This is a genomic window from Metamycoplasma sualvi, assembly GCF_045276925.1.
Taxonomy (GTDB): Bacteria; Bacillota_I; Bacilli_A; order Mycoplasmatales; family Metamycoplasmataceae; genus UBA710.
Genome location: NZ_CP174167.1, coordinates 765,772 through 777,532 on the forward strand (window position 1 = coordinate 765,772; position 11,761 = coordinate 777,532).

Here is an 11,761-nt window from a genome sequence, read left to right on the forward strand (position 1 = left end):
TTATTTAAATAATAAAGGTAGAGTTATGGATTTAGGTGGATGAATAGGTTTAGTTATAGGGTTAAGTATAGTTTGTTTGTTAGTGGGAGCAGCTCTTTCATTTTTTCTTACTAAAAGAATGTTTGAAAAACAAATTAAAGAAAATCCTCCAATAACAGAAAAAATGATTAGAGCAATGTTTTTGCAAATGGGAAGAAAACCATCCGAAGCACAAATTAAAGCAATTATGAGATCAATGCAAAAAGCAAAAAATCAAAAATAATTTTTTTTAAGTTATGGATAAAAAAAACAATAAATACATTACAGGTAAAAATTCTGTATTAGATGCAATATCAAATAAACTAAAAATTAAAAAAATATATGCAACTTATCAATATCAAAATGTATTAGAAAAATTTAATATTCCATATCAAATAGTTAATAAAAACGATTTGGATAAAATAGTTACTACTAATCATCAAGGAATAATCGCTGAAGTAGATGATTATTTTTTTTATTGTTCTATTGAAGAGATTATGCACAATAAACCTGAAGTTATTTTAATATTGGATCATATAGAAGATATTAATAATTTAGGTTCTATTTTAAGAACAGCTAATGCAGCAGGTGTTTTTAATATTATTATTCCAGATAAAAGAGCAGCTCAAATAAATGATAAAGTATTAAAAATAAGTTCAGGCGGCTTTGTTAACATGAATATATGTAAGATTCCCTCTATTCAAGTTGCCATAGAAAAACTGAAAAAAAATAATTTTTGAATTTATGCTTCTTGCATTTCAGAAAATGCTCAAACATATTTTGAAACTCAATATAATTTTCCACTTGCTCTAATTGTTGGCAATGAAGCTAAAGGGATAAGTTCAACTATTAAAAAAGCAAGTGATCAATTAATTTATATTCCAATGAATGGTACAGTCCAATCTTTAAATGTTTCCATTGCTACAGCTGTTTTATTATTTGAGATTGTGAAAAAAGCACACAATATATAAAAGTTTTACATATAAATTTAAATAAAATTTATATATTTGTTAAAAAAAAATAACAAATAGCATTTTATTTTTTCTTAATTAATTACATAATTAAGAATATCTTAATAATAAGTTCAAAAAATATTAAATGGAGAAGGCTTATGGGTGTAAAACATTTGAAAGTTTTTGGTATATTATCAGGAACTATTAGTGCAATTATTGCTCCCACTTTTTCTATGGCATGTATAAGTGATAATATTTTGGCTAAAACAAATATTTCAGAAGTTCAAACATATTTTTCATCTGAAGTTAGAGAACAAATATATCAGGAAGTCCAATCAAATGAAATATTAAGAGATTATATTTTAAATAATAAAATAATCCAAATTACAACAGCAGGTAAAGTTACAGATAATTCTTTCAATCAAATGACTTGAGAAGCTATTTCAGAATTTTCACGTAATGTGGGTTTTAACTTAGATATGTCTTCTTATAAAGAAACCAAATCTATGTCTACTAATGAAATTCATCAAGCATATTCAGATGCTTTAAATAAACAATATAAAATTTGGGTTTTAACAGGATGACAACATTCATCTTTTTTTCAAAGTTGAATTCAAATTCCAGTTTATCAACAAAAATTTAAAGAACAAAATATTAAAATTATTTCCATTGATTGAGATGCAACACAAATCCCAGAGTTAGGTCCAGGAACATGTATTTCTTTAAATTTCAGAACTCAAGAATCATCATTTTTAATAGGTTATGCTATTTCAAAATTCTTAAATGAAAAATATCCAGATGATCCAACTAAAAAAATAGTAAATACAACATCTGGAGCAGACACAGCAGGTTCTACAAACTTTTCTTATGGTTTTTTAGAAGGTATTAGAGCTTGAAATAATGAACAAACTGATGAAAATAAAAAGATTTTCTCTAATGTATATAAAGAAGATTCTAAAGTATTTTTAGAAACTACTTATGAGTCTAATAATCCTTTGACTAGAAATGAATTTACTCTTTCAATTACCGGTCAGGGAAAAGAAATATTTAAGGAACAAGCTCCAACAATTGTAATGCCTGTTGCAGGAGATTGAAGTAATACAGCAGCAAATATTATTAAAGAAACCAATAAACTAGATCAACAATGAGTAGTAGGTGTAGATTCTAATATGGCAATATCATATGGTCCAACATATGCTCCATATTTTATAACTTCTGCAGAAAAAAGAATTGGTATTGCAATATATAAAGCTTTATGTTTTTTATCAGGAATTAGTCAAACATTATCACTTCCAGAATTGTATCCGAATTCTAATGAAACAAATTGAATTATCAATTTAGAATCTCAAAAAATTGAACAAAATTCAGTAGAAAGTAACATGATAGTAAATGGTGGAATTGAATTAGGTTTTGTTGGTGCTTCTCCATCAACTTTGTCAAATAAAGAAGATGCTAAACGTTTTGATGCTATTATCAAGGAAACAAAAAATAAATTCTTTGGTGAAAATAGCTCGGAAAATTTATTAAATACAGTGGATCAAGCATTATTAGCAAAATATAATGAAGCTAAATTATCTGATAATATAGCAGAATACAATTTAGCAGTTTTTAATTTAGCAAATGTTTTATATGGGGAAATGAATGCAAATAATAAAGAATATTTTAATTTAGTAGTTAGTGAAATTAATAAAAGGGGTAATTAACATGTATAAATTAGAGTTATTAAATATATCAAAAGAATTTGCGGGTTTTTACGCAAACAAAGACATTACATTAAAAATCAAACCTGGTTCTGTACATGCTTTAATTGGTGAAAATGGTGCAGGTAAATCTACATTAATGTCTATTTTATTTGGTTTGTATTCTCCAACAAGTGGAACCATTAAAATTGATGGTAATCCCGTTGTAATTAAAAATCCTAATCAAGCTTCAGATATAGGAATAGGAATGGTGCATCAACACTTTAAATTAGTAGATAATTATACAAATTTACAAAATATCATATTAGGTTCTGAATTTACCAAATATAATTTTTTAGATTTAAATAAATCAAGAATTAAAATTCAAGCATTTCAAGAAAAATATAAATTAAATTTTGATTTAGATCAAATGACTAAAGATGCTTCTGTTTCTACACAACAAAAGGTTGAAATAATGAAAATGTTATATCGTGATGCTAATATTTTAATATTTGATGAACCAACTGCTGTTTTAACTCCCCAAGAAATTGAAGAACTATTAAAAGTAATCAAAGAATTAAAAGAAAGTGGAAAAACAATAATTTTTATTTCACATAAGTTATGAGAAATAAAAAAAATCGCAGATGAAGCTACAGTTATTAGACACGGTAAAGTAGTAAAACATTATGATAATTTATCAATTATTGAACCTGCTCAAATAGCTTCTGATATGGTTGGTAGAACTATTATTGAATCAAAAAACTGAGATCATAATTTTGATACTAAAACAGTTTTAGAATTAAAAAATATTTCTTATAAAAAACTAAAAAATATTAATTTATCTATTCATAAAGGAGAAATTTTAGCTATTGCAGGTATTGAAGGTAATGGTCAAGAAGAAATTGAAGAATTAATTACTGGAATTAATAAAACTCACACAGGGCAAATTATTATTAATAATAGAAATGGTGAAAAAGATATTACTAAATTTAGTACAAAGAAAAAAAATGACGAATATATTTCTATTATTCCTGCAGACCGTCATAAACACGGATTGGTTTTAGATTTTTCAATAAATAATAATTCTATTATTAGACAAATAGATAAAGATAATGTTTATGAATTCCAAAATCCCTTTTTTAATAAAATTAATAAATTTTTCAAATTTATAAATAGCAGATGAAAAAATCAATTTAGTCAAAAAATTATTAAAAAATTTGATGTTAGGGGATCAAATGAAGGATATGCTTTAGCAAGAAATCTATCTGGTGGTAATCAACAAAAAGCAATTATAGGTAGAGAATTAATGACAGATCATGATTTTATTTTAATTATTCAACCAACTAGGGGCTTAGATATAGGAGCAATTAATTATATTCATAATGAAATATTAAAAGATAAAAAACGTGGAAAAGGAATTCTCCTTATTTCTTATGAGCTAGATGAAGTTTTAGCACTAGCTGACACAATTGCAGTTATTAATAAAGGTGAAATAGTAGACCAAGGACCAATAGATAAATTTACAAGAGATGATATTGGATTATTAATGGCAGGAAAAGTTGTGCAAAAATAAAGGAGAAATTATGAAACAAGAATTACAAATGAATGAAACACAGACAAACAATTTATGAGATAAATTTATGAATAAAATGTTTAATAATCACAATTATTCAACAAGAAGAAAAATATATAATTCAATGTGGTCAATTTTACTTGGATTATTTATTACAATTTTGATTATTTCATTTTTTGGATACAATCCTTTTTCAGTTATTGTTTCATTTTTTCAAGATGCCAATGTTTCTAATATTTTCATTCCTACATTAGTGACATTTATTTTGGCAGGATTAGCAATTGCTGTTTGTTTTAAAGCGGGAATATTTAATATAGGTGTTGCGGGCCAGATGATGTCTGCTGGCTTTATAACTTTAGTATTAATTAGAAAAGACTTGGCAACTATGACTCAAACAACTCATGCTACAGTTGCATTATCTATTTTATTATCAATTGTAATTAGTATTGCTGTATCCATGATTATTGGTGTATTAAAAGCATACTTAAATGTAAATGAAGTTGTTTCATCAATAATGTTAAATTGAATTGTATTTTTTGTTATTAGATACATAGTAGGTTTATATCAAGATCCCTCATTAACTAATGGATTTAATTTAACCACAGGGGAGTTGATGGGATATGGAAAAACTGAAGGATATATTCAATTTAATCAAGTACCAGAATTTTATTTTATAGATATATGATTTAAATCAGGATGATCATGATTATTGATTATTGGTGCTATATTAATTACTATAATAATTTGAGTTACTATTAGATTTACTAAATTTGGATACAAAATTCAAATGGTAGGGTTAAGTTCAACTGCTGCTGATTATTCAGGAACAAATAAAAAACATTTAATTTTGAGTTCAATGGCGATTAGTGGTGCTTTAAGCGGTTTAGCAGGATTTGTTTGATATTTTTCAGTTCAACAAGGTGTAATTGATATTTCTATTTCTAGTGGTCCATTATATATTGGATTTAATGCAATTGCTATTTCTTTAATTGTGTTTGATAATCCAATTGCTATCATTTTCTCTTCATTTGTTTTCTCTATAATTTCTGTAGGATCTCAAACTGCAACTTCTTTCCCAGCATTACCTAATGAAATGACTGATATTATATCTGGAATATTTATTTACTCTGCCGCTCTTGCATTTGTCTTTTCTAAATTTGTTCCATATCAATGGACAAAGAATTTTATTATTTTAATAAAATATCCAGAATATAGAAAAGTTTATTGAAGAAATTGAAAAGAACATTTTGATTACTTTACTTCAGCGTGGTTCAATGAGAAAAAGGAATTATGAAACTTATGAAAATCTAATCATGGCATTTGAAGAGACATCAAAAAACACATGAATAAAAAACAAAAAGAAGAAGAAAAGTTATTAGCTCAACCCAATACCAAAATAATCTTTAAGAACTTAGATAAAAAGAAACAAATAGAATACTTAGAATTATTAAGTAAACTGAAAAAAGAAAAAGATATTTTATTAGCTGAAGAACATTATTTTGATAAGTATCAAATAAAAGCCAAAAGAAAAGATAAATTGCAATCTTGAAATCAACAATTTAATAGTTTGAAAACAAAATTAATACAAAAACACTACAAGGTTGTTCAAGAAAAATTAGTAGATAGCACAAAAGAATTGGCAATTAAAGAAAAAGAACAAAGAGACAAAGATATTAAAGGAGGAAAATAATGAATGCTTTATTAACAACAATATTTCCTTATTTTTGCATCCTATCTTTAGCAGCTATTGCTATCATTTTTACAGAAAGAGCTGGAATAATTAACTTAGGTGTTAATGGTGTTATGGTTTTTGGGGCAACAACATATATGATTTTTGCTCACATTATTGCACCCGGATCAGGACCTCAACAAAGTCCATGATTAAACATTGTCCTTTACGGCTTTGCAGCCATAGGAGGAATATTATTTTCAATGCTTCATGGTTTTATATCCATCAAGTTAAAAGGGAATCAAATTATTTCAGGTATTGCGTTAAATATTTTAGCCCCTGCATTTACTTTGATTGTCCTTTATTTATTTGGTGAAGCAAATAGTATGCCATACAATGTAGGAAGATTAGAGTTAGGAAATTCAGCTAATAATGAAGTAATTTCTTTCTTTTCTTTAAAAATGTTTGTAACTATATTAGCAATTATTATTTCTTTTGTTTTATTATCATTTACTAAATGAGGATTAAGATTTAAATCAGTAGGTGAAAATCCTCAAGCAGCTGATTCTGCAGGAATTAATGTAGATAGCATTAAATGAAAAGCTATTATTATTTCAGGAGTATTAGCAGGACTTGCAGGTGCTATTTATATTTCAGAATTTTCTTCAGGATCTGCTTTTAAATCTCAAGTAACAGTAGAAGGTTTAGGGTTTTTAGCAATTGCTATTGTTTTAATTAGTAGATGAAAAACATTGCTTTCTTCATTGATTTCTATTTTATTTGCTATTTTATTTGCTTTAGGACAACAAGCAACTAATTTATTTAGTAATGGAAGTTCAATTCAACCCATATTAATGATGTTGCCATATTTATTAACATTGGTCATAATGATTCTATTTTCAAAACCAGTTGCCAAGTTTTTAACAAAATTAATTAAAAAGATGGCAAAAACATCGGAAGCTCCAAAAGCATTAGGGCAACCATATGATAAATCTAAAAGATAATTTTTGTTAAAAAAAAATAACATAATAATTTATTAAAAAATAATAAATTATTTAATATTAAATAGAACCCAAAGAATAATAAGGAAAACAAGGATTGATTATGAATAAAAAGAGTTTTTTTTTAATTAGTTTAAGTGTACCAATGTTAACTTTACCTGCTATATCTATAGCATGTAAAAGTGATCAAATATATGCAAGAACAGATATTTCTAATATTAATGAGACTTTTGTGAATTATCAAAATCAAATTCATGACTTAGTCACTAGAAATAGTGAAAAAGGCAATACTATTAAACAATTTATTCAAGAAAACCCCATTATTCAAATTACAGCCGCTGGAAAAGTAAATGATAATTCTTTCAACCAAATGACTTGAGAAGCAATATCAACTTTTTCTAATTTAGTTGGTGTTCATACAAGTACTTATAAAGAAACTAATTCCCCTTCTCCTGCAGAAATGTTCCAAGCTTATTCAGATGCTTTAAATAAGAATTATAAAATATGAGTATTAACAGGTTGATCTCAAGAACAATTTTTTGCTGAATGAATAAAAATACCATTTTATAGACAAAAATTCTTTGAGAACAAAATTAAAGTTATTTCAATTGATTGAGATGCAAATAAATATTTATGTGATGTTCAAGAAGATGGTACTACAATTCAATGAGGTACAGGAATATCTTTAAATTTTAAAACACAAGAATCATCATTTTTAGTTGGATATGCGGTATCTCAATTTTTAGCAGAACAATATCCGGGAGAAGAAAATAAAAACAAAAGAATTTTAAATAATTCAGCAGGCGCTGATGCTTCGGGTTCAACTAATTTTAATTATGGTTTTGTTGAAGGTATTAGAGCTTGAAATGATGAACAACAAACAAATGATACAAAAGTTTCTCATAATGTATATATGGATAATCAAAAAGTATTTTTAAATACAACATATATTGATAACAACCCTTTGACAAGAAATGATTTTACATTATCAGTTAAAGGTAATGGAGACCAAATTTTCAAAGGGTCAGCACCAAGTATTGTGATGCCTGTGGCAGGAGATTGAAGTAGAACTGCGGCTAATATTATTAAAGAAAGTAACAAAAAAGATGAACAATGAGTAGTTGGGGTTGATTCTAATATGGCAATATCTTATGGAGACACATATAGTAATTATTTCATAACATCTTCAGAAAAAAGAATCGGCATTGCAACATATAAAGCTTTATGTTTTTTATCAGGTATTAGTCAAGAATTACAAATTCCAGATTTATATCCAAATTCAACAGATACTTCTTTAGTAATGGATTTAGAAAAAAATGTTATTATCGATCCTTCAATAAATCTTTCAGTTTCCAATAATACAGTTAATATGTCAGTAAATGGTGGAATTGAATTAGGTTTTGTAGGGGCTTCTCCATCTTCTATATCTAATCCAGAATTAGCAAAAAGATTTGATGCTATAGTTGATGCTGCTCAAAAAAAATTTTTTGGACCAAATGGGTCTTTAGAAAAAAATTTAGATCCTGCAGCATTACAAGCTTTTAAAGAAGCCAAAAAATTAGGTGATATAAAAGCATATGATCAAGCAGTATTTAATTTAAAAAATGTTTTATATGGTGAAATGACTGTGGGAAATGTATCTTATTTCAACATGATGATAGATGAAATTAATAAATGATTAGTTTAAAAAATAAAATGAATAGGAATACTTATATATAATATTTTTATGAAAAAATATATTTACTTATGTGGTCCCACTGTTTATGATAAAGTTCATATTGGTAATATGAGACCAATAGTTACATTTGATTTAATTTTAAGGGGATATAAACATTTATATCCAGATCAATATGTGTTTATTCATAATATTACTGATATAGATGACAAAATTATTAATCAAGCTCAAAAATTAAAAATGTCTGAATCTGAAATTAGTTCTCAATATTTTTCATTTTATAAAGAGATGTTGAAAGAATATAATGTACAAACAATTGATAAGATGCCAAAAGTGACAGAACATATTAATGAAATAGCAAGTTTTATTCAAAATATATTAAACAATAAAAATGGATATGAAGTAAACAAATCTATTTATTTTGATACTAGCAAATTTAGTCAATATGGTTCAGTATCAAATATCAATTTAGAGAAATTGCAAAATCAAAAAACTCATGAACAAAAAAATGATTTTGATTTTGTTTTATGAAAAAACAAAAAAGAAGGAATGACTTGAGAAACTTCTATTGGTAACGGAAGACCAGGATGACATACGGAATGTGCAGTTTTTGTTAATCATTATACAAAAGGTCAATCATTAGAAATTCATGGAGGAGGGATTGATTTAAAATTTCCTCACCATGAAAATGAAAATATTCAATATATTGCAGTCAATAATAAACCTATTACTACTCAATGATTACATACAGGAACAATCAATATAGACAATCAAAAAATGTCTAAATCTTTAGGTAACATTATTAAGGCAGATCAATTTTTATCTTTATATCCTCATGGAGCAGATTTATTTAGATTATTAATCTTAACATCTAATATAAATGCAGAAATAGAAATAAATGATACAGTGCTTCAACCATTAATTAAAAAAATTCATCAACTTGATAAGATAATGAATTACTTGAAATTAAATGAATCCCAATTAGAAATTTCTTATGATCAAAACCAATCTGAAATTTATAATAATATAGCTCAAGAAATAATTAAATATTCATTTGCTCAAATTAGCAAAAACTTAAATAAACTAATTAAGCAATTTAATGAATCTAAAAATATAATATATGCTCAAGAAATATATTCTTATTTAAAATTTTTAGGTTTTAATTTAGTAAATAAAACTATTGATAAAGAATTAATTAGTTTATATCATGAATATAAAACATTATTATCAAAGAAAGAATATGATAAATCAGATGAAATAAGAAAAAAATTATTAAAACACAATTTAATTTAAAATTTAATTTTAAATATAAATAAAAAACATTTATGAAAGGAATTGATATATGACACCACATATTAATGCAAAAAAAGAAGATATAGCTAAAACAGTTTTAATGCCAGGAGATCCATTAAGAGCAAAATTTATTGCTGAAAAATTTTTAGATAATGTTAAATTAGTAAACACAGTGAGAAATATGTTTATGTTCACAGGAGAATATAAAGGAAAAAAAGTAACTATAGCAGGTTCAGGAATGGGTCAACCATCAATAGGAATTTACTCATATGAGTTATTTAAATTTTATGATGTTGACAATATTATCAGAATTGGGTCAGCGGGTTCTTATAAAAAAGATTTAGGTCTTTATGAAGTGGTTTTAGCCAATGATTCATATAGTGATTCTAAAACTTATGGACAATTAGTATTAGATGTAGATACTCATATTCAAACACCATCAGAACATCTAAATGAAAAATTAAAAGAATCAGCTAAAAAATTGAATATTCCATTAAATGTAGGAAGAATTCATTCATCAGATGTTTTTTATAATTCAAGACCTTTAGAAGAAACAATTCAAACCACTCAAGCAGATTGTGTTGAAATGGAATCATATGCTTTATTTACAAATGCTAAGAAATTAAATAAAAATGCTGCATGTTTAGTAACAATTAGTGATAATTTAATAACTCATGAAGAAACATCAAGTGAAGAAAGAGAAAAAACATTTTTAAAAATGGTAGAAATTGCTTTAGGAATTTTATAATTTTATACTAACAAAATGGAACAATTAACAGGGACAATAATTTATTATAATCAACATGGAGAAGGTGTTGCTTTTTATAATACAAAACCTGTATACATTTATGGAACAATTAAAGGAGAAGAGATCCTTTATGAAATTCAACAAACTCATCCTACATACTATGTAGGTAAGTTAATTAAAATTTTAAAACCTTCAATTAATAGAAACTATCATAACATCAAAAACTCTCATTTAATTGGTGGTTATGATTTGATTCATATGAATGATTCTGAACAGAGAAAATTTAAAGAAGAAAAAGTAATACAAGACTTTAAAAAGATAGCACATACTGATATTACAAAACTAGATTGAATTGAAGGAAAACAGAAGACAAAGTATCGAAATAAAATAACTGTTCATGATGGGAATTTTTATCAAAAAAATTCTAATGAAACAATAGATATTGATGATTTTTTATTATCTTCAATTAAATGAGATAAATCTTTAAAAGGTGAAGTAATTTATCGAAAATTAGACACATTAATTTATGGATATAAACATGAAAAAAAATACACTTTTGATTCAATGTTTGAATATCAATTTAGAGTAGGTTTAAATTCTTTTTATCAGGTTAATAAAGAAGTTGCGATTTTGGCTTATCAATATATTATTGATAATTTATTAGATAACGGTATTACATTAGATTTATATTCAGGTATTGGCACAATTAGTATTATTGCTTCTAATAAATCGCAAAAAGTTATTGGTGTAGAAATAAATTCTGATTCTTATAATGATGCTTTATATAATAAAGAAATAAACAAAATAAAAAATGTTGATTTTTATAATAAAGATGTTTCATCTTTTATAAAAGAATACAAAGAGTCAGTAGATACACTAATTTTAGATCCTCCAAGATCTGGAGTAGATAAAAGAACTTTGAATTTAATTAAAGACATAATCAAACCAAAAAGAATTATTTATATGTCATGCAATCCGGCAACACAAGCATCAAATTTTAATATTTTAAAAAAAGATTATCATTTATCAAAAACAGCAGTTTTAGATATGTTTCCTCAAACATATCATATTGAATCTATCATTGTTTTAGATAGAAATAATCAATAATGTTTTAAATTGCTTTGATAAAATATTTAATATTAAATATTTTAT

10 protein-coding genes are annotated in these 11,761 nt (G+C 25.5%); all 10 read left to right on the top strand.

The genetic code is table 4. The features are described from left to right. The first annotated feature begins 25 nt into the window (after positions 1 to 25). The 10 genes from ACJA29_RS03665 (at position 26) to ACJA29_RS03710 (ending at position 11,716) form a co-directional block, all read left to right on the top strand. Entirely contained in the window at positions 26 to 262 is a 237-nt protein-coding gene (locus tag ACJA29_RS03665) for a YneF family protein (RefSeq protein ID WP_406602536.1), read from the top strand. Between the two features lie 13 nt (positions 263 to 275). Continuing rightward, entirely contained in the window at positions 276 to 989 is a 714-nt protein-coding gene (rlmB, locus tag ACJA29_RS03670; protein WP_406602537.1) for a 23S rRNA (guanosine(2251)-2'-O)-methyltransferase RlmB, read from the top strand. A gap of 140 nt (positions 990 to 1,129) precedes the next feature. Further along, on the top strand, positions 1,130 to 2,674 hold the full coding sequence (locus ACJA29_RS03675; protein ID WP_406602538.1) for a BMP family ABC transporter substrate-binding protein: 1,545 nt from the start codon (positions 1,130 to 1,132) through the stop codon (positions 2,672 to 2,674). A gap of 1 nt (position 2,675) precedes the next feature. After that, positions 2,676 to 4,223, top strand: a complete 1,548-nt coding sequence (locus ACJA29_RS03680) for an ABC transporter ATP-binding protein (protein WP_406602982.1) — start codon at positions 2,676 to 2,678, stop codon at positions 4,221 to 4,223. A 10-nt stretch (positions 4,224 to 4,233) separates the two neighbouring features. Further along, entirely contained in the window at positions 4,234 to 5,913 is a 1,680-nt protein-coding gene (locus ACJA29_RS03685) for an ABC transporter permease subunit (protein ID WP_406602539.1), read from the top strand. Continuing rightward, complete coding sequence (locus tag ACJA29_RS03690; protein WP_406602540.1) at positions 5,913 to 6,896, top strand: ABC transporter permease; 984 nt, start codon at positions 5,913 to 5,915, stop codon at positions 6,894 to 6,896. The genes ACJA29_RS03685 and ACJA29_RS03690 overlap by 1 nt, the downstream gene beginning before the upstream one ends. Before the next feature lie 100 nt (positions 6,897 to 6,996). Further along, positions 6,997 to 8,580 (top strand): BMP family ABC transporter substrate-binding protein, encoded by a 1,584-nt coding sequence (locus tag ACJA29_RS03695; protein WP_406602541.1) that lies wholly within the window; start codon positions 6,997 to 6,999, stop codon positions 8,578 to 8,580. A gap of 39 nt (positions 8,581 to 8,619) precedes the next feature. Beyond that, a complete protein-coding gene (locus tag ACJA29_RS03700) occupies positions 8,620 to 9,861 on the top strand; it encodes a class I tRNA ligase family protein (protein WP_406602542.1) in 1,242 nt (413 codons plus the stop codon). A 49-nt stretch (positions 9,862 to 9,910) separates the two neighbouring features. After that, complete coding sequence (deoD, locus tag ACJA29_RS03705) at positions 9,911 to 10,609, top strand: purine-nucleoside phosphorylase (RefSeq protein ID WP_406602543.1); 699 nt, start codon at positions 9,911 to 9,913, stop codon at positions 10,607 to 10,609. Between the two features lie 15 nt (positions 10,610 to 10,624). After that, the gene (locus ACJA29_RS03710; RefSeq protein ID WP_406602544.1) at positions 10,625 to 11,716 is read left to right on the top strand and encodes a class I SAM-dependent RNA methyltransferase; all 1,092 of its coding nucleotides are present in this window, start codon (positions 10,625 to 10,627) and stop codon (positions 11,714 to 11,716) included. Positions 11,717 to 11,761 lie beyond the last annotated feature (45 nt).